This window comes from Azospirillum sp. TSO5 (assembly GCF_003116065.1).
Classification (GTDB): domain Bacteria; phylum Pseudomonadota; class Alphaproteobacteria; order Azospirillales; family Azospirillaceae; genus Azospirillum.
In genome coordinates, this window is sequence record NZ_LGQY01000079.1 from 1 (window position 1) to 19,080 (window position 19,080).

Consider the following 19,080-nt stretch of genomic DNA (forward strand, 5'->3'; position numbering starts at 1 on the left):
AACAAGGAATGGGAGGCAATGCCACACTCACCATGAAAACAACATGGTTGCTCCCCCGCTTCGCGGGAGAGGGGGCAGGACGCTTGGCGGCGTTGCATTAATGGCGAAACGGCGGCAGTCCCCTCTCCCGCCAAAGGCGGGGGAGGGTTAGGGAGGGGGCAACCCGTACCCACAGCCGCACTTACGCCGCCCGCATCCACACCGCCGTGTCATGAAACGCAGCACCTCCGGCCGGCGGGATCGGTTCCGGTGAGGTCAGGCTGTTGATGCCGATGCCCTCGACGAAGGCGCTGTTGGGCCAGATGCCTTCGACGATCACCACACCGCGCGGCACGCCGTCGAAGGGCTTGGCATGGACCAGCACGCTGCCCTGCGGGTTGCCCAGCCGCACCGCGTCGCCGTCGGCCAGCCCGAGCCCGGTCGCGTCGTCGGGGTGGATCAACGCGGTGGGACGGCCCTCGCGCTTCTGGGCGGTCAGCGTCTCGGTGAAGGAGGTGTTGAGGAACTGGCGGGCCGGGGCGGTGACCAGACGGAACGGGTGCTCCGCGTCGGCATCGCGGCCGGGGGGCATGTGGTCGGGCAGTTCCGGCATGCCGCCATAGGGGCCGAGCGCCGCCCAATCGGGGGCGAAGCGGAACCTGTCATCCGGGTGGGCGAAGCCGTTGAGGAAGTGCGAGGTCTCGAAATCGGGCTGGGCGTCGATCCAGCGGTTCTCGCTCAGCGTCGCGGCGTCGCCGAGGTCGGAAGCCTTCAGCATGGCGTCGATGATCTCCAGCGCGGTCATGCCGAAGCCGGGATGCTCGGCGCCGACGCGGCGGGCGACTTCGGAGATGACCCAGTGGTTCTCTCGCGCCTCGAACTGCGGCTCGATCACCTTGCGGCCGATCAGGATGTGCATCTGGCCGCCGCCGCGGTAGATGTCGTCATGCTCCAGGAAGGTGGTGGCGGGGATCACCAGATCGGCCAGCTTGGCCGTGTCGGTCATGAACTGCTCATGCACCGCGACGAACAGATCCTCGCGCAGGAAGCCCTGGCGGACGCGGTTGGAATCCGGGCAGATCGTCACCGGGTTGGTGTTCTGGATCAGCATCGCCGTCACCGGCGGACCGCTGGTCAGGTCGCGCGGGTCGCCGGTCAGCACCGCGCCGATGCGCGACTGGTCGAAACTGCGGACGCTGGTGTCGAGGCGGTCCAGCCCCTCCGACAGGGTCTTGTCCAGCTTGTAGATGCCGGACGAGCAGTAGAGCGCGCCGCCACCCTTGTGCTGCCAGGAACCGGTGACGACCGGCAGGCAGGACACGGCATGGACCTGGGCGGCGCCGTTGTGGGCGCGCGACAGGCCGTAGCCGATGCGCAGGTAGGACCGCTTGGTGGTGCCGTAGAGGCGGGCGAACGCCTCGATCTCCGCCACCGTCAGGCCGGTGATGGCGGCTGCCCATTCGGGCGTGCGGGTGGCGAGGTGCGCCTCCAGCCGGTCGGTGCCGGCGGCGAGGCGGGTCAGATAGGCGCGGTCGGCGTAGCCGTCGCGGAACAGCACATGCATCACCGCGCAGGCCAGCGCCCCGTCGGTGCCCGGCCGCAGCATCAGGTGCAGGTCGGAAACTTCGGCAGTGCCGGTGCGGTAGGGGTCGATGGTGACCAGCTTGGCGCCGCGGCCTTTGCGGGCACGGCTGACATGGGTCATCACGTTGACCTGGGTCGCCACCGGGTTGCCGCCCCAGTTGACGATCAGGTCGCTCTCCGCCATCTCGCGCGGGTCGGCGCCACGGATGTCGCCATAGCCGGCGAGCCAGCCCATGTTGGCCGGCGTGTCGCACACCGTGCTGGTCTGGCGCGAATAGCCCTTGGCATGGCGCAGGCGCTGGATGGCGCCGCGCTGCACCAGACCCATGGTGCCGGCGTAGAAATAGGGCCAGACGGCCTCGGGGCCGTAGGTGCGCTCGGCGGTCAGGAAGGAGTCCGCGATGCGGTCCAGCGCCTCGTCCCAGCCGATCTCCTTCCACTGGCCGGAGCCCTTGGGGCCGGTCCGCAGCAAGGGCGTCTTCAGCCGGTCCGGCGAATGCACCCGCTCGGCATAGCGGCTGACCTTCGCGCAGATGACGCCGGCGGTGTAGCTGTTCTCCGCCGCGCCGCGCACCTTGCCGATGCGGTCGGGGGCGAGGCGTTCCACCTCCAGCGCGCAGGTGCTGGGGCAGTCGTGCGGACAGGCGGTGGGGAGGAACTGGGCCGGCAAGGCTAACCTCTGGTCTGGCTGGCGGCGGGAGAAGACCGCAAGTTTAGGCCCGGCCGCGCGTCCGCTTCAATGCACAACAATGTATGGGTACAATAACGAAGGGCCGCGAAGCCCAATTCCGGACTTCGCGGCCCCTGCCGTTTCAACGAGAAAATCCCCTGACGACTTGTGGTTTACCCTTATCGGTTCACATGGCCCCGATCAGGCGCGGGAACCACAGCGAGATCGCCGGCACATAGGTGACGAGGCCGAGGAAGATCAGCATCGTCAGCAGCCACGGCCACACCGCCACCGTCAGTTCGGTGATGCCCATCTTGGTGATGCCCGACGCGACGTAGAGGTTCAGGCCCACCGGCGGGTGGCACATGCCGACCTCCATGTTCACGATGATCAGGATGCCGAAATGGACCGGGTCGATGCCCAGCGACATCGCCACCGGGAACAGGATCGGCGCCATGATGAGGACGATGGACGACGGCTCCATGAAGTTGCCGGCGGCCAGCAGCACGATGTTCACCACCAGCAGGAAGACCCACACACCCAGATGCTGGCTCTGGATCCAGGCGGCCATCGCCTGCGGGATCTGCTCCGACGTCATGACGAAGGAGAAGAGGACGGCGTTGGTGATGATGTAGAGCAGCATCGCCGACATGCTGGCGCTGTCCAGCAGCACCTTCGGCACCCGGCTGAGCGGCATGTCGCGGTAGACGAACACCGCCACGATGAAGGCATAGACCGCGGCCATCGCCGCCGCTTCCGTCGGGGTGAAGACGCCGGTGTAGATGCCGCCCATCACAACGACGATCAGCAACAGACCCCAGAAGCTTTCGCGGAAGGCGTGCCAGCGCTGGGCGGCCGACGCCTTGGGCAGGCGGGGATAGCCGTACTTGCGGGCGCGGAACCAGGTGGTGAAGCCGAGGAAGGCGGCCAGCATCAGGCCCGGCACCACGCCGGCCAGGAACATCTGGCCGATGGACGGCGCCTGCGGGTGGCCGGTGGTGGCGACGCAGTACATCACCATCACGATCGACGGCGGGATCAGGATGCCGAGAGCGCCCGAGGTGGTGACAATGCCGGCGCCGAAATTCTTCGGGAAGCCCTGGTTGACCATCGCCGGCAGGATGATGGAGCCGATGGCCACCACCGTCGCCGGGCTGGAGCCCGACACCGCCGCGAACAGGGCGCAGGCGAGAACGCCGGCCAGACCGAGGCCGCCGTGCCAATGCCCGACCATCGAAGTGGCGAAGTTGATCATGCGCCGAGCGACACCGCCGTGGGTCAGGAAGTTGCCGGCCAGAATGAAGAACGGGATCGCCATGATCTCGAACTTCTCGATGCCGGTGAACAGCTTCAGCGCCACGGCCGCGATCGGCACGTCGGTCATGGTGAACAGGAAGGTCAGAACCGTCAGGCCGAGCGAGATGGAGATCGGCATGCCGGTGAGCATCAGCGTCAGCAGCAGCCCGAAGATGATGGCGGCGTTCATGCCGGGCCTCCTTCATTGGCGGCTTCGACCGGGTCGATGCCTTCGACCTGGGCATGATCGTGGTGGGGAAGTTCGCCGGTCCGGATGAAGGTCCAGGCGACCTGGAGGAAGCGGAAGCACATCAGGTAGGAGCCGAGCGGGATCGCCAGATAGATGATCCACATCGGCCATTCCAGGTCGGCCGACACCTGCTCCGTTTCCGACATGTGGTAGACGAAGGTGGCGCCCAGCGTGCCGACGACGCCGGTGAACAGGGCACCCGCCAGCAGGCCGAAGATGACGAAGTAGCCGCGGATATCCGGCCGCAGCCGGTTGATCACCACGTCCACGCCGACATGGATGCCGGTGCGCACGCCATAGGCGGCGCCGAACTTGGCCATCCACACGAACAGGTAGATGCACAGCTCCTGGGCCCAGGCCAGATTCCAGTGGATGACGTAGTCCTGGATGTAGGGCACGCCGGAAAGATAACGGTGAAGGACGGCCGCGAAGATGACGAGCGTCGCCACCGCCATGAGCGAGGCGATCAGCGTCTCCTCAAGGCGGTCGAGCAGTTTCATGAGCATGTCGGGGGGATCTCCCGGTCGGCGGAGATGGTCTGGTACGCTGGGGAGGCGCCGCAAAACCCACGGCGCTCGGTCTGGCCGTCATCCCCGCGCAGGCGGGGATCCAGGCGACTGCCGCAGCGAAAGCACCGGAAAGGCTGGATTCCCGCCTTCGCGGGAATGACGGCCGAATAAGGTGGACGTCGCGTTGGAGCGGGCGACGCCTTCCGACGGGAAGGCGCCGTCCCCTCGCAAGTCCTTACATCTTGAAGCCGGCGGCTTCGGCTTCCTTGTAGATCGATTCGATCAGGTCCTTGCCGACGCGGGATTCGGCTTCCTTGTGGACCGGCTTCAGCGCCTTCATCCAGGCCTCGCGCTCGGCCTTGGTCTGGGTGTGGAACTCGGTCTTGCCCGACGCCTTCATCTGGGCCAGCGCGACGTCGTTCTCATGCTGGGCGATGTCGTTGGCGTAGTCGGTCGACTCCTTCATCGCTTCTTCCAGCTGGGTGCGGACGTCGGCCGGCAGGCCTTCCCAGAACTTCTTGTTCACGATGACCGCATAGCCGAGATAGCCGTGGTCGGTCAGCGTGGCGTACTTCTGCACCTCGTGCATCTTCTGGGTGTACATGTTGGACGGCGGGTTCTCGGTGCCGTCGACGACGCCGGTCTGCAGCGCCTGATACACTTCGGAGAAGGCCATCACCTGCGGCAGGGCGCCGAGCGCGCGCATCTGGGCGTCCAGAACCTTGGACGACTGGATGCGCATCTTCAGGCCCTTCACGTCCTCCGGCATGATCAGCGGCTTGTTGGCGCTCATGATCTTGAAGCCGTTGTCCCAATAGGCGAGGCCGATGATGCCCTTGGACTCCAGCTTCTTGAACAGCTTCTTGCCGATCTCGCCCTTGGTGACGCGCTGCAGGACTTCCTTGTTCGGGAAGATGTAGGGCAGGTCGAAGACCTCGAATTCCTTGGCGCCCAGCGGGCCGAACTTGGCCAGCGACGGGGCCAGCATCTGCACGGCGCCCAGCTGCAGCGCCTCAAGCTCTTCCTTGTCCTTGTAGAGCTGGCTGTTCGGATAGACCTCGACCTTGACCTTGCCGGCCGTCAGCTTCTCGGCCAGTTCCTTGAACTTCTCGGCACCCTTGCCCTTCGGCGTCTCCGGCGCGACGACGTGGCTGAACTTGATGACGATCTGGTCCTGGGCCCAGGCCGTCGAAATGGCCATCGGCGCCGCCATCATGCAGCCGACCGCAGCCGCGCACAGGAGCTTCACGAGTTTCATGGGTGCGTCCCCCTTCCGGTGTTGATTGTCGACAGTGCGGATTGTTCCGCTCCGTACTTGTCGCGCATTGTTCATGATCGGACGAATTGCGGCTATTGTGGATATCCGCAGAGTCGGCCTATCCCACTTTCGTCCGGTCCCGCCATCCCCCGCCGCCACACTTTCGTGTCCATTCCAATGTCGAACCCGCTCCGCACCGGCTCCTCCCCTGCCCGCCCCTCCTTGAGCAGTTTCGGGCGGGCGGTGCGGCACGCCATGCCGGTGGTGGCGATGGCGCTGGTCGTGGTGCTGCTGGGCGCCTTCCTGTGGCTGCTTCAGCGCAACGAGCGCGACGAGGAGGCGCTGGCGCTGATCAAGGACGCGCTGTGGGTCGAGCAGAACCTGCATTTCCAGCTCGCCTCCGACGAGGACAAGCTGGAGCGGCTGGCGGAGACGCTGGGGCGCACCGAGGTGGATATGCGGCAGTTCGCCGCAATGGCCCGGCTGGTGGTGAACACCAACCCGGCGATCGAACGGGTGCTGTGGCTGGACGCCCAGGGGCGCACCCAACTGGCGGAGCCGCCGCTGCCGGGGAACGGCGCGCCGGCCGGGGAAAATGCGGCCAAGGAAAATGCGGATGGGGACGACAGCCGGCTCGGCGGGCTGAGCCGGACCGACGCCGTGCGCATCGCCCGCTCCTCCGGCCTGCGCGCCCACAGCGCGCCCTATCGGGTCGATGCCGCCAATCATGGTTTCGACGCCGCCTTCCCGCTGTTCCGCGACGGCAAGTTCACCGGCGCGCTGGTCGGCGTCTTCTCGTTCGAGGCGATGCTGACCCACCATGTCCCCTGGTGGTTCGCCCAGCGCTATCAGCTGGAGGTGATGGACGCGCGGGGGGCGGTCCTGGGGTCGAAGTCGCGGATGTCGGTGCCGGGGTCGATGGCGGGGCCGGCGCCGGACCCGGCGCGCAGCCACGTCATCCCGTTCGATCCGCCCGGCCACGGGCTGTCGCTGGTCGCCACCGCCTATCCCAGCGATTCGAACGTCATGCGCACGGTGCTGGTGGCGGCGATCTTCGCGCTGACCGGATCGGCGCTGTGGAGCCTGTGGTCGCTGCGCCGCCACATCGCCGGCCGCCTGCGCGCCGAGGAGGCGCTGCGCGAGGAGCACGCCTTCCGCAAGGCGATGGAGGACAGCCTGACCGTGGGCATGCGCGCCCGCGACCTGGAAGGGCGCATCACCTACGTCAACCCGGCCTTCTGCAAGATGGTCGGGCTGGAGGCCGAGGATCTGATCGGACGCGGACCGCCGGCGCCCTACTGGCTGCCGGAGGAGATCGACCAGGCCGAGGCCGCCTTCCATGACGTGCTGGCCGGCCGCGCGCCGGAGAGCGGGCTGGAGATGCGGTTCCAGCGCCCCAACGGCGAACGCTTCGACGCCCTGATCTACGAGGCGCCGCTGATCGACGCCAACGGGCGCCAGACCGGCTGGATGGGCTCCGTCCTCGACATCACCGAGCGCAAGCGCGCCGAGGAGTTGGCCCGCCAGCAGCAGGAGCGGCTGCAGCAGACCTCGCGCCTGATCACCATGGGCGAGATGGCCTCCACCCTGGCGCATGAGCTGAACCAGCCGCTGTCGGCCATCGCCAGCTATTGCACCGGCTGTCTCAACCGCCTGCGCTCCGACCGCTGCGACACGCAGGAAGTGGCGGCGGCGCTGGAGAAGCTGGCGGCCCAGGCCAAGCGCGCCGGGCTGGTGGTGCGCCGCATCCACGATTTCGTGCGCAAGCGCGATCCGAAGGTCGCCCCCTGCTCGCTCGCCCGCGTGCTGGAGGACTGCGTCGGGCTGGCCGGCAGCGATGCCGCAAGACTGGGTGTGCGGGTGGAGCTGGACGCCCCGACCGACCTGCCGCCGGTCACCGGCGACCGCATCCTGCTGCAGCAGGTGGTGCTGAACCTGATGCGCAACGGGATCGAGGCGATGGCCCGCACCCCGCGCGCCGACCGCCGGCTGACCGTCACCGTCCGCTTGGCCGGCGGCGATGACAGCGGACAGGCCGGCGACGGCGAAGGCCGCGTGCTGCTGACGGAGATCCGCGATCATGGCTGCGGCATCGCGCCGGATGTCGCCGACCGGCTCTTTTCCCCTTTCTTCACCACCAAGCGCGAAGGTATGGGCATGGGCCTGAACATCTGCCGCTCCATCGTCGAGCATCACCGCGGCCGGCTGTGGTTCGAGGCGGTGGCGGACGGGAACGGCCCGGAGGCGGTCCCTGCGGGAACGCGCTTCCTGTTCACCCTGCCCGTTCACGCCCCGGCTGCGGACCGTCTTCCCGACCGCACCGCGCCAGACAACGCTTCTCAAGACAACACCGCCGAGGCCGCCGAATGACCACGCTCCACATCGTCGACGACGACGAGGCCATCCGCGACGCGCTCGGCTGGCTGTTCCAGTCGCGCAACGTTCCAGTGGCCGGCTGGCCGTCCGCCGAAGCCTTCCTGGAGGCATGGCGTCCGGACACCGCCGGCTGCCTGCTGCTGGACATCCGCATGGAGGGCATGAGCGGGCTGGAGCTGTTCGACCGTCTGCTCGCCAAGGGTTGCCGCATGCCGGTGATCTTCCTGACCGGCCATGGCGACGTGCCGATCGCCGTCGGCGCCCTGAAGAAGGGAGCCCGCGATTTCGTGGAAAAGCCCTTCAACGACAACGAACTGGTCGACCGGGTGATCGACGCGCTGGCCTTCGACGCCGAACAGCGCGAGCGTGAGGCGGGACAGGCGGGGCTGACGGCCCGGCTGGCCACCCTGACCCAGCGCGAGCGGCAGGTGATGGAGCTGGTCGTCGCCGGGCGCCTGAACAAGGTCATCGCCGACGAACTGGGCATCAGCATGCGGACGGTGGAGGTCCACCGCAGCCATGTGTTCGAGAAGATGCGGGTGAAGACGGCGGTCGAGCTGACCCGGCTGCTGACCGGCGCGTCCTGAACGGCCCCTCCCGAGCGGCCCCTCCCGAACGGCAGGGCCCGATTGGGGGAAACCCGCGAAGTCGGCGGACGTCACTGGAGTCGGTACGGATCCCGTACTACTCTGCCCTGCCACTCCGGTGGTTTTACGCAGTGGTTTGGAGCATCCGCGGTTGCGTTTTCGGTTACCCAGTTCCCTGCTCGCCATCGGTCTGGCCGTGGTCGCGCCCCTGCTGCTGTTCGGCGCCGTTCTGGTCTGGCAGTTGGACACGCGCGAACGGGCGGAGACGGAGGACGCGCTGCAATCGGTGGCGCAGTCGCTGTCGCTGTCGGTCGACCGCGAACTGGCCAGCCAGTTGCGGCCGCTGGAACTGCTGGCCTCGCTGCTTCAACCCAATGTCGACGACCTGAGGACCCTGTACCAGGAGACGACCACCGCCACCCACAGCCAGCCGGGCTGGCTGGCGATGGGGCTGATCGACGCCGACACCGGGCGCTTCGTCTTCCACACCCATTACCCGCTGGGGGTCCAGCCGCTACCGCCGCCGCGGCTGGACGAGGTCACCCGACACGTCGTCGAAAGCCGCCGCGCGGTGATCGGCGGCGTGCTGCCGCCGGGTGGGCCGCCCGGCCGGCCGTCGCTGATCCTGCGCGCGCCGATCATGCAGTTCGACCCCGTGCGTCAAAGCGACCGGGTGCGGTATATCCTGTCGCTGGCCGTCGGGCTGGAGGGGCTGAGCGGCGCGCTGCGAACCCGCGATACCCCGCCGGAATGGACGGTCACGGTCATCGATCCAACCATGCTGATCGCCGCCCGCTCCCACAACGCCGCCGCCTATCTGGGCCAGAAGACCTATGCGGCGCTGGAGGCGCGGATCCGGACCGGCAGCAACCGCATGTTCCTCGGCAGGACCAAGGATGGGGTGGAGGTCCATGCCGTCATCCACCGCTCCCCGGAAACCGGCTGGTCGGTGGTGCTGGGCGTGCCCTCGGATATCGTGCAGCGAGAGTTGAACGCCACCCGGATGACGGTGGTCGGCGGCGGCGCCCTGGCCTGCGCGGCGACGCTGATGCTGGCCCTGCTGGTGACGCGCGCCTTTCGCCGCCGCCGCAGCGCCGAGGAGGAGGTGCGCCGCGCCCGCGAGGCGGTGCTGATCGAACAGCGCCGCCGGCTGGAATCGGAAAAGGAGCATGCCGAGGCGGCCAACCAGGCCAAGAGCGACTTCCTGGCCAACATGAGCCACGAGCTGCGAACGCCGCTGAACGCCATCATCGGCTTCGCCGAGGCACTGATGTCCGGCATCTTCGGCGCCGCCCCGCCCAAACATGTCGAGTATCTGTCGGCGATCCACCAGTCCGGCCGCCACCTGCTGGACCTCGTCAACGAATTGCTGGACATGGCGAAGATCGAAGCCGGCCGGCTGGAGCTGTTCCCGGCCAACGTCGCGCTGGACGAACTGCTGGACGACTGCCTGGGGCTGGTGGAGGCGCTCGCCCTGCGCAAGGGCGTGACCCTGACCGGCGGCGCCATCGCGAAGAACCTGCGGGTCACGGTGGACGGCGTGCGCATGCGTCAGGCGGTGCTGAACGTCCTGTCCAACGCCATCAAGTTCACCCCGCCGGGCGGCGCCGTGCGGGTGGAGGCGGCCCCCGGCCCCGACGGCACCGGCGCGGTCATCGTGATCGCCGACACCGGCGTCGGCATGACCGCGGACGAGCTGCTGATCGCGATGGAGCCGTTCCGCCAGGTCCACAATTACCTGACCAAGGCGGAGGCCGGCACCGGGCTGGGCCTGCCGCTGGCCCGCCGCTTCATCGAGGCCCATGGCGGCACCCTGAGCCTGGACAGCAGCCCCGGCGTCGGCACCGCGGTGACGATCAGGTTGCCGTAGGGGTGGGAGTTTTTATGAGCTTCTGAGAGACGCGAGAAACATCACCCACTTCGCATTGGCTCTTATCACGAACGTCTTTCGGCCGTCATTCCCGCGAAGGCGGGAATGACGGCCGAGAAACCCCTGGAACTCAAGCCTCTGAGCAGGGAACGCGCGCCCCCCGCCGGACCTTTACCCCCGGCGGGGCGGGCGTCCGGGAAGCATCGCGCGCTGCAGCTTGGCGCCGGCAAGGTCGGCGCCGTCCATGTCGGCGCTGTCGAGATTCGCGTCGGACAGGTTGGCCTGCACCAGACAGGTGCCGACCATCAGGGCGCCGCGCAGGTCGGCACCCATCAGGTTGGCGGCCCAGGAGCGGCCGGTGGGGCGGCCCGAGGGATCCTTGATCGCCGCCGGACCCAGCCGAACCCGCGTCAGGTCGGCGCCGGTCAGCACGGCATAGCTGAGGTTGGCGCCCGACAGGTCGGCGCCCATCAGGTTGGCGCCCTCCAGATTGGCGCCGGACAGGTCGGTCATCATCAGCCGGGCGCCGGTCAGCGCCGCCGCCGACAGGTTCGCCCCGCGCAAGCTTGCGGCGCTGAGGTTGACGTTGCGCAGGTCGGCGCGGCTGAGGTCGGTGCCGTCGAGGTCGGCCCTCTGGCCACGCTGGCCGAAGCTGTCGATCCAGCGTTCATGGTCGAAGATGGCGCGCTGGATCTCCGACCCCATGCTGTCGATGGGGCGGGTCATCTGCGCGGTGGCGATCCGGGTGGAGGACAGGTCGCAGTCGGCCATCCGCGTGCCGACCATGTCGGCCTTGTCGAAGCGGGTGCCGTCCAGCGCCGCGCCCGACAGGTTGGCGCCGTTCAGCCGCGCCCCGGTCAGGTCCGCCCCGTTCAGCACCGCCCCCGACAGGTCGGCGTTCTGCAGCACCGCGCCGCTGAGGTCGGCGTCCGCCAGATTGGCGCCGCGCAGCACCGCGCCGGTCAGGTCGGTGGGAATGCCGCCTTCCGCCGTCAGGCCGTTCTGCAGGCGGGCCAGGGCCGCCTTGTGGATCTGGCGGGCGCTTTCGGCGTCCTGCGCATCGGGGCCGGCGCCGCGCCGGGCGGTGCCGCCCGGCTCCAGCGTGCCGGCGCGCAGGTCGGCGCCCTTCAGGTTGGCATTGGAGAAGTCGGCCGCGCGCAGCCGCGCGCCGCGCAGATCGGTCTGCATCAGGTTGGCGCGGCTGATGTCCGCATCGCGCAGATCGACGCCGAACAGGTCTGCCCCGGCCAGATTGGTGCCGTTCAGCCGCCCGCGCGCCAGCCGCGCACCGACCAGCCGTGCGCCGCGCAGGTCACGCTGCGACAGGTCCGCACCCTCCAGATCGGCCATGGCGAGGTTGGCGCGGGCACCGCCCGGCTGGCCCTTGATCCAGCGGGCGTGCCGGTCCAGCACCTCGGCCAGTTGGTCGGGCCGGAAGAAGGACACGGTGGAGGCGGTCGGTGAGGTGGTTGGCACGGACAAGTTGTCGCCGTGAAAATGGTTACATCGCGACAATCATGCGATTCATTCCTTACCGAAGGCTGAATGAATCCCCCTTTTGCGCATCCCCTTTTGGGGGATGCGTTTCGGCCGCCCGCCGCTATGGCTCCCCGCCGATGCGGCGGCAGAGTCGGTCGGGATGAATATGGAAAACAGACGCTTGGCCATAGGCGCGGCCATAGGCCCCTCCCTGGTTCTGCCGGTGATGATACGGCAATGATCCCGAGTCGCGCACGTTACGGTTCTGTAATCGAACCACCTGCGAACGAGTCGCGAACAGCTTCGACTCGGCTGCTGTCACGGCGGGCGGGCGAGTCGGCGGAAACCCTGGAGTCACCGAAAAACCGGCATCGGTTAAGCAATGGTTTCTTGACAGAAAAGGCCACGGGCATCCTAAAAGTGTCCCACCTTTCGGAATAACGCACCGCAGCGCGCCTTGACCTTAGCCAGGGTGTGACTTTGGCCGTAACCGGAACGATGGGCTCCAGAGGACGGATCCCGGGTGCCGGAGCGGAAAAACGGGATATGAAGGAAGAATGATGAAGGATGCGGACGCCCGGTCGATGACGACCGCACGCCCGAGCGCTGGCGAGAGCCACGCCACCGAACGCCATCATCTTGATCGCTGCCATCTCGATCGCCGCCATCTTCTGCGCGCCGGCCTGGGGCTGGCGGCGGCGGCATCAGCCGGGGGAACCCTGTTCAGCAGCGAAGAGGCGGAGGCCGCCTCCCTGCGCGCGCCGCCGCGGGTGCTGTCCCTGGTGAACCTGCACACCGGCGAGAAGCTCAATGCCGAATACTGGTCGAGGGGCCGCTACGTGCGCGACGCGATGCGGGCGGTCAACCATCTGCTGCGCGACCACCGCAACAACTCGGTGCACGCCATCGACCCGAAGCTGCTGGATCTGGTCCATGCGTTGAGCCGCAAGCTCGGCCGCCGCGGCCCGATCGAGATCGTGTCCGGCTACCGCTCGCCCGAGACCAACGCGATGCTGCGCGAGGCCGACCACAGCGGCGTCGCCCAGAATAGCTTCCACATGCGCGGCATGGCCATCGACCTGCGGGTGCCGAACATGGCCACCCGACATCTGCAGCGGGCGGCGCTGAGCCTGCGCGGCGGCGGTGTCGGCTATTACCCCGACAGCAACTTCGTCCATGTCGACGTCGGCCCGCTGCGCCACTGGTGAGCGCTATCCGACACGGAGATCCACGTCGAAGGCCCCGGACACCATCCGGGGCCTTCGACGTTTCGGGGGCGCCGTTTCAGGCTCCCCGTCCTGGATCAGGCGACGCGGAATCCGATCGGCGTGTGGTCGATGACGTCCCAGTCGCTCCAGTCATGGGTCGCCGTTGCCGCACGGGCATAGCCGTCGATGCCGGTCAGCCAGGCGTAATCGATCACGCGCCCCAGCCGATGGGTTTTCGACAGCGCCTGCGCCGCGTTCGAAGCCTTGCAGGGTGCGCGGAGGGTCCAACCCTTGGTGTAGGCCGAATCGAACACACTCCATTTATCGATGGCATAGTTCATGTCGCCCAGCAGGATGGCCCCCTTGCGCTTGTGGGTGGAGGCGGTGCCGCCGAGATGGGCCAGCATGTCCAGGATCTCCTCCTTGGACGGTTCCCCCTGGGTGGCGATGGTGTGGCAGGCGCCGACCAGGATGTCGCCGGTGTCGATGAAGATCAGCGGGCGCTTGCCGTCGCCGACCGCCATGGCCTCCACCTTCACGCCCTTGGACAGGACCATGAAGGAACAGGGGCTGACGCCGCCCTTCTTGTTGGCCACCGGCACGAACTGGCACCACATGTTGGTCGATTTCATCTCCTTCACCAGCGCCGGACCGTTCTGCGTCACCTCCGCCAGAACGATGAGGTCGAAGCGCTTCGCCATCTCGTCGACCCAGGCGGCCATCAGGCCGTAGCGGGCGGCGGCGTCCGACGTACCCCAGGACGAGGCGCGCTGAATGTTCCAGAACGCGATATCCATGAAGCCCCTCTGTCATCCCTGTTCCCGGCTCCGTTCGCCGTCGACCGGCCGCTTGCGGGACCGGCGCGGACGATCGAGCCATGCACCGGTTCGAGGGTATCGGCACAATCGAAGCAACGCAAACGCGACAAGCTCGGCCGGATCTCACGCATTGCGAAAATCCGTTTCCGGTATCCAGACACGAGAAAGGCGCCGTCCCGGGAGACGGCGCCTTGCAGGCTTCCCTATGCGAAAGCCGCCCTACCCCACCTTCAGCTTGCGGCGCAGCAGAGACAGCGGCGCGGTGTCGTCCAGGCTGGGCTGAAAGGCGACGGTGACCTCGGTCAGCGCGTTGGCCCAGCTGTCCGGGTTGGTGCCTTCCGGCGCCTCGACCGAGGTGAAGCCGGTGCGGACCAGATAGAGATACTGGTCGGGGATGACATGGCCGACCGCGCGGATCTCGCCGGTGTAGCCGTAACGCTCCCGCAACTCGCGCCCGGTCGAGAAGCCGCGGCCGTCGCGGAATTTGGGGAACTCCACCGCCACCAGCGAGAAGCGGTCGAGGTCGGCGGCAATGGCGCCCGCCAGCGTGCCGCTCTTCAGCCGCACGCCGAGCCGGGCGTTGCGGCCCTCGAAGCTGTCACGCTCCGCCTGCCAGCGCTCGAAGCTGATGATGACCGGGCGGTCGTTGGGGACCGGCTCCCCGTCGGGGATGAAGCTCCAGGCATCCTCGCCGATGCGCCCATTCTCAATCAGCGGCATAGATTCTCTCCTTGAACGGGGCATGGCCGACGCGCTTGAGCGTGTCGATGAAGCGCTCGCTCTCGTCCGACCGGTTGGCGAGATAGACGTCGACGATCGCCTCGATGGCGTCCACCGCTTCGGTCTCCGTCACCGCCGGGCCGAGGATGTCGCCGATCGCCGTGGTCAGCGTCGGGTCGCCGCCGACGGTGATCTGGTAATACTCGGTGCCCTTCTTGTCGACGCCGAGGATGCCGATGGCGCCGACATGGTGATGGCCGCAGGCGTTGATGCAGCCGCTGATCTTGATGCCGAGTTCACCGATGGTGCGCTGGCGGACCGGATCGGCGAAGCGGGCGGAGATCGCCTGTGCCAGCGGGATCGAGCGGGCATTCGCCAGCGCGCAGTAATCCAGCCCCGGGCAGGCGATGATGTCGCCGATCAGCCCGGCATTGGCGCTGCCGAGGCCGGCGGCGTCGAGCTGCTTCCACAGATCGTACAACTCGTCCTTCTTCACATGCGCCAGGACGAGGTTCTGGACGTGGGTGACGCGCAGCTCGCCGAAGCTGTGACGCTCGGCCAGATCGGCGACAAGGTCCATCTGGTCGCAGGTGGCGTCGCCGGGGATGCCGCCGGCAGGCTTCAGCGAGATGGTGGCGATGGCATAGCCCGGCGCCTTGTGCTCCGCGACATTGACCGCCAGCCAGTTGGCGAAGGCCGGGTCGGACGCATGGGCGCGCTCCAGCGCTTCGGAGTGGTCGGGCAGCTCCTCGAACGGCGGCGGGGCGAAGTGCTTGCGGATCGACTCGACGATCTCCGGGTCCAGGCGGTATTTGGGGCCGCGCAGCCGCGCGAACTCCTCCTCCACCTCCTGGGTGAACTTCTCCAGGCCCAGCTCGTGGACCAGGATCTTGATGCGCGCTTTATAGATGTTGTCGCGGCGGCCATACTGGTTGTAGACGCGCAGGATGGCTTCCAGGTAGGCGACGAAATCCTCCTGCGCCACCCACTCGCGCACCAGCTTGCCGACGAAGGGCGAGCGGCCGAGACCACCGCCGACATAGAAGGAGAATCCGGCTTCGCCCTTGTCGTTGCGGCGCGCCACCAGACCGACGTCGTGGATGCGCACCGCCGCGCGGTCGCTCTCGGCGCCGGAGATGGCGATCTTGAACTTGCGCGGCAGATAGGTGAACTCAGGGTGCATCGTCGTCCACTGCCGCAGGATCTCGGCATAGACGCGGCCGTCCACCACCTCGTCGCGCGCAGCGCCGACGAAGGGATCGGTGGTGACGTTGCGCACGCAGTTGCCGCTGGTCTGCAGCGCGTGCATGTCCACCTCGGCCAGTTCGTTCAGGATCGCCGGGGTGTCCTCCAGCCTGATCCAGTTGTATTGCAGGTTCTGGCGGGTGGTGAAATGGCCGTAGCCGCGGTCGTACTTGCGCCCTATGGCCGACAGCTTGCGCAGCTGGGTGGCCGACATCACGCCATAGGGCACGGCGATGCGCAGCATGTAGGCGTGAAGCTGGAGATAGAGGCCGTTCATCAGCCGGATCGGCTTGAACTCCTCTTCCGACAGCTCGCCCGACAGGCGGCGGTCGACCTGTTTGCGGAACTGCTCGACGCGCTCGGCGACGAACTGCCGGTCGATTTCGTCGTAATGATAGATGCCGGCACGGGCGCCGGGCGCGATGTGGTTCATGTCGGTAAACCCTCAGAGCCGCCGGAACGGCCAGCGATCAGTGATTCAGGCGGCCTGCTTGCCGAGATCGAGGCGGACGGTCGGGCCGGCGGTGCGGATGCGCTCGCGCATCGTCGCCGGGACCGGAACGCCGTCCTGCTCCACCACCTCGAAGGTGTAGATGTCGACGGCGAACTGCGCGCGCTCCGCCTTCTCCTTGGCGGGGGCCAGAGCGGCGTCGGCCTCGGCGCGCGGGAACAGCGCGGCCTCGGCGAAGGATTCGACCCACCGGCCGCCCTCGCCCAGGAACACGACTTCCCCGTCGCGCAGGCGGTTGGCGGTGATGGCTTTCATCGACCCTTCCTTCGATCGATCCTTGGCCGACATCTGGCTCTCCTGGCTGGTCGTTCTCTAAAGCGGTGGTGTCTTACCCGAACCGACGATGGTCCGGCAGTGAATTCCGTGGGGCGGCAGGCGTGCCGGTCATGGCAGCCAACCCTCCCGGTCGATCAGTTCGCGCGTCTCGCGGGCGACCTCGGACATCGCCGCCCCCTCCGCCCGGCGGCGGTTGCGGAAGTCGGCGATGGTGCGCAGACGCTCCGCCCACTCCTCCGGGAACAGCGCCTCCAGCCGCTGGCGCAGCAGGCTGGCGAGGGTCGGGCTGTGGCCGCCGGTGGAGATGGTCATCACCAGATCGCCACGCCGCACCACGGAGGGCGAATGGAAATCACACAAGGGGATGACGTCCTCGACATTCACCAGCACGCGGCGCTGTCGCGCCAGTCCCGCCAGCGCCGTCTCGGTCTCCGTCCCCAGCCCCATGACATACAGCACGCCAACCTTGTCCAAATCGCCGGCTTCCGGCAGAGCGCGCACCAGACGGTCGCCGGCCAGTGTGGCCAATTCCCCATCCGGTTCCGGTGAAAAGACCTGCGGGTCCGCCCCGCCTTCGCGCAGCTGGGTCAGGCGGCGCACCGCGAGCGGGCCGTTGCCGGCCAGCGCGATCACCACCCGCGACGGATCGAGAGCCAGCGGAATCATCGTTGCACCCCCAATTCCGATGCCGAGTTGGGCAGAACGGAGCGGCGGATTGCGGCGCCTATGACGGTGATCTTGTGCATGGCGGTATTTAGCCCAGCCGCCGCACGACAATCAACATATTTCACACAAGCACCTGCAGCGCAGCACAAGCCTATTAAACAAGTAGAGAATGTATTTACGTTGCGCGGGTTTTCCGCTGGTGTTAATGTGCAAACGCAAACTGATTATCTACTAGTTAAGTAGATTTAATGAGCCACCGCGAAAGGCAGCCGATGATGGACGCGGAAACACGGGTGAAGCATCTGACCGACAGCTACGGCACGCTGGAAGGCGCCCCGCTGCTGGCCGCCATGCATGAGGTGTTCGGCGGGCGGATCGCGCTGCTGTCGTCCTTCGGCGCCGAATCCGCGGTGCTGCTGGCGCTCGCCGCCGAGGCAACGCCGGATTTCCCGGTTCTGTTTGTGAATACCGGCAAGCTGTTCGGCGAGACGCTGCGCTACCGCGACCAGCTTGTGGAGCGTCTGGGCCTGCATGACGTGCGGGAGATCGGGCCGACCGCCGACGACCTCGCCGCCGGCGACAAGGACGGCCTGCTGTTCAACCGCGACTATGACGCCTGCTGCAATCTGCGCAAGACGGTGCCGCTGGACCGCGCGCTGGCCGCCGCCGGACTGGAGGCTTGGGTGACCGGACGCAAGCGCTTCCAGTCGACGACCCGCGCCGCCCTGCCCCTGTTCGAGGCGGAGGGGGGGCGCGTCAAGGTCAACCCGCTGGCCACCTGGGACAAGGACCGGCTGGAGGAAGAGTTCACCCGGCGCGACCTGCCGCGCCACCCGCTGGAGGCCGACGGGTTCCTGTCGATCGGCTGTTACACCTGCACCGAGCGAGTGGCGCCCGGTGCCGACCCGCGTTCCGGCCGTTGGGCCGGCAGCGCCAAGACCGAATGCGGCATACACACCACCATGATTGGAATCGCCCGATGAGCGCCGATCTCGACCAGCTCGAAAACCAGAGCATCTATATTCTGCGCGAGGCCTACAACCGCATCGACAAGCTGGCGATGCTCTGGTCGATCGGCAAGGACAGCAACGCGCTGCTCTGGCTCTGCCGCAAGGCGTTCTTCGGCCGCATCCCCTTCCCCGTCGTGCAGCTCGACACCGCTATGGAGCTGCCGGAGGTCTACGAGTTCCGCGACCGCATCACCAAGGAATGGGACCTCGACCTGAAGGTGGAGCAATGCCCGCCCGAGGAGGAGATGGACCAGACCCTGCCGCCGCTGACCCGCGCCGCCGCGCGCAAGACGGAAGGCCTGAAGAATCTGCTGCGCGACCATGCCTATCAGGGCGTCATGGTCGGCATCCGCCGCGACGAGCAGGCGACCCGCGCCAAGGAGCGCGTTTTCTCGCCGCGCTCGCTGGAAGGCGATTGGGACGTCAAGGACCAGCCGGCGGAGTTCTGGGACCATTACAAGACCCGCTTCCCGGAAGGGGTCCATGTCCGCATCCATCCGCTGCTGGCCTGGACCGAGCTGGACATCTGGCGCTATTCGCAGCGCGAGGGGATTCCCATCGTCCCGCTGTACTTCGCAAAGGACGGCAAGCGCTATCGCTCGCTGGGCGAGAAGAACATTACCTTCCCGGTCGACAGCACTGCCTCGACCATCGACGAGATCATCGCCGAGCTTCAGGTGACCCGCATTCCGGAGCGCGCCGGCCGCGCGATGGACAACGAATCCGAAGACAGCTTCGAGCGCCTGCGCAGCGTGGGGTACATGTAAG

Annotated in this window: 16 protein-coding genes; 6 read left to right on the forward strand and 10 right to left on the reverse strand. The window is 67.4% G+C overall.

Translation table 11 applies throughout. The features are described from left to right. Positions 1 to 181: 181 nt before the first annotated feature. The 4 genes from TSO5_RS20245 to TSO5_RS20260 form a co-directional block, all read right to left on the reverse strand. Positions 182 to 2,233 (reverse strand): molybdopterin oxidoreductase family protein, encoded by a 2,052-nt coding sequence (locus tag TSO5_RS20245; RefSeq protein WP_109153248.1) that lies wholly within the window; start codon positions 2,231 to 2,233, stop codon positions 182 to 184. A gap of 187 nt (positions 2,234 to 2,420) precedes the next feature. Then, a complete protein-coding gene (locus TSO5_RS20250; protein WP_109153249.1) occupies positions 2,421 to 3,719 on the reverse strand; it encodes a TRAP transporter large permease subunit in 1,299 nt (432 codons plus the stop codon). Next, the gene (locus TSO5_RS20255) at positions 3,716 to 4,285 is read right to left on the reverse strand and encodes a TRAP transporter small permease (protein ID WP_199230955.1); all 570 of its coding nucleotides are present in this window, start codon (positions 4,283 to 4,285) and stop codon (positions 3,716 to 3,718) included. Before TSO5_RS20255 ends, TSO5_RS20250 begins: the two co-directional genes overlap by 4 nt. 238 nt (positions 4,286 to 4,523) lie before the next feature. Then, a complete protein-coding gene (locus tag TSO5_RS20260; RefSeq protein ID WP_109153250.1) occupies positions 4,524 to 5,546 on the reverse strand; it encodes a TRAP transporter substrate-binding protein in 1,023 nt (340 codons plus the stop codon). Positions 5,547 to 5,723: 177 nt separating this feature from the next. Between TSO5_RS20260 and TSO5_RS20265 the strand changes: the two genes are divergently transcribed. The 3 genes from TSO5_RS20265 to TSO5_RS20275 all read left to right on the forward strand — a co-directional run bounded on the left by TSO5_RS20265 (position 5,724) and on the right by TSO5_RS20275 (position 10,379). After that, on the forward strand, positions 5,724 to 7,916 hold the full coding sequence (locus tag TSO5_RS20265; protein ID WP_109153251.1) for a PAS domain S-box protein: 2,193 nt from the start codon (positions 5,724 to 5,726) through the stop codon (positions 7,914 to 7,916). Then, positions 7,913 to 8,509 (forward strand): response regulator, encoded by a 597-nt coding sequence (locus TSO5_RS20270; protein ID WP_109153252.1) that lies wholly within the window; start codon positions 7,913 to 7,915, stop codon positions 8,507 to 8,509. The genes TSO5_RS20265 and TSO5_RS20270 overlap by 4 nt, the downstream gene beginning before the upstream one ends. 151 nt (positions 8,510 to 8,660) lie before the next feature. Continuing rightward, the gene (locus TSO5_RS20275; RefSeq protein ID WP_109153253.1) at positions 8,661 to 10,379 is read left to right on the forward strand and encodes a sensor histidine kinase; all 1,719 of its coding nucleotides are present in this window, start codon (positions 8,661 to 8,663) and stop codon (positions 10,377 to 10,379) included. A 171-nt stretch (positions 10,380 to 10,550) separates the two neighbouring features. On the opposite strand, the gene TSO5_RS20280 is transcribed toward TSO5_RS20275, so the two are convergent. After that, complete coding sequence (locus tag TSO5_RS20280) at positions 10,551 to 11,855, reverse strand: pentapeptide repeat-containing protein (protein ID WP_109153254.1); 1,305 nt, start codon at positions 11,853 to 11,855, stop codon at positions 10,551 to 10,553. Positions 11,856 to 12,442: 587 nt separating this feature from the next. Here TSO5_RS20280 and TSO5_RS20285 point away from each other — a divergent pair. Continuing rightward, on the forward strand, positions 12,443 to 13,066 hold the full coding sequence (locus TSO5_RS20285; protein WP_247870845.1) for a DUF882 domain-containing protein: 624 nt from the start codon (positions 12,443 to 12,445) through the stop codon (positions 13,064 to 13,066). Positions 13,067 to 13,161: 95 nt separating this feature from the next. Here TSO5_RS20285 and TSO5_RS20290 read toward each other — a convergent pair whose 3' ends face one another. From TSO5_RS20290 to TSO5_RS20310, 5 genes are all read right to left on the reverse strand, one after another. Then, positions 13,162 to 13,863 carry an endonuclease/exonuclease/phosphatase family protein gene (locus tag TSO5_RS20290; RefSeq protein ID WP_109153255.1) on the reverse strand — a complete coding sequence of 234 codons (702 nt, stop codon included), beginning with the start codon at positions 13,861 to 13,863 and terminating at the stop codon, positions 13,162 to 13,164. A gap of 240 nt (positions 13,864 to 14,103) precedes the next feature. Then, the gene (locus TSO5_RS20295) at positions 14,104 to 14,604 is read right to left on the reverse strand and encodes a DUF934 domain-containing protein (protein WP_109153256.1); all 501 of its coding nucleotides are present in this window, start codon (positions 14,602 to 14,604) and stop codon (positions 14,104 to 14,106) included. Beyond that, positions 14,591 to 16,282 (reverse strand): nitrite/sulfite reductase, encoded by a 1,692-nt coding sequence (locus TSO5_RS20300; RefSeq protein WP_109153257.1) that lies wholly within the window; start codon positions 16,280 to 16,282, stop codon positions 14,591 to 14,593. Before TSO5_RS20300 ends, TSO5_RS20295 begins: the two co-directional genes overlap by 14 nt. Positions 16,283 to 16,327: 45 nt before the next feature. Then, positions 16,328 to 16,615, reverse strand: a complete 288-nt coding sequence (locus TSO5_RS33360) for a DUF2849 domain-containing protein (RefSeq protein WP_109153298.1) — start codon at positions 16,613 to 16,615, stop codon at positions 16,328 to 16,330. A 129-nt stretch (positions 16,616 to 16,744) separates the two neighbouring features. Continuing rightward, on the reverse strand, positions 16,745 to 17,302 hold the full coding sequence (locus tag TSO5_RS20310) for an NAD(P)-dependent oxidoreductase (protein ID WP_109153258.1): 558 nt from the start codon (positions 17,300 to 17,302) through the stop codon (positions 16,745 to 16,747). A gap of 275 nt (positions 17,303 to 17,577) precedes the next feature. Here TSO5_RS20310 and TSO5_RS20315 point away from each other — a divergent pair, with 275 nt between their 5' ends. Beyond that, positions 17,578 to 18,285, forward strand: coding sequence for a phosphoadenylyl-sulfate reductase (locus TSO5_RS20315; RefSeq protein ID WP_109153299.1), 708 nt, complete (start codon positions 17,578 to 17,580; stop codon positions 18,283 to 18,285). After that, positions 18,282 to 19,079, forward strand: a complete 798-nt coding sequence (cysD, locus tag TSO5_RS20320; RefSeq protein WP_109153259.1) for a sulfate adenylyltransferase subunit CysD — start codon at positions 18,282 to 18,284, stop codon at positions 19,077 to 19,079. Before TSO5_RS20315 ends, cysD begins: the two co-directional genes overlap by 4 nt. Position 19,080 lies beyond the last annotated feature (1 nt).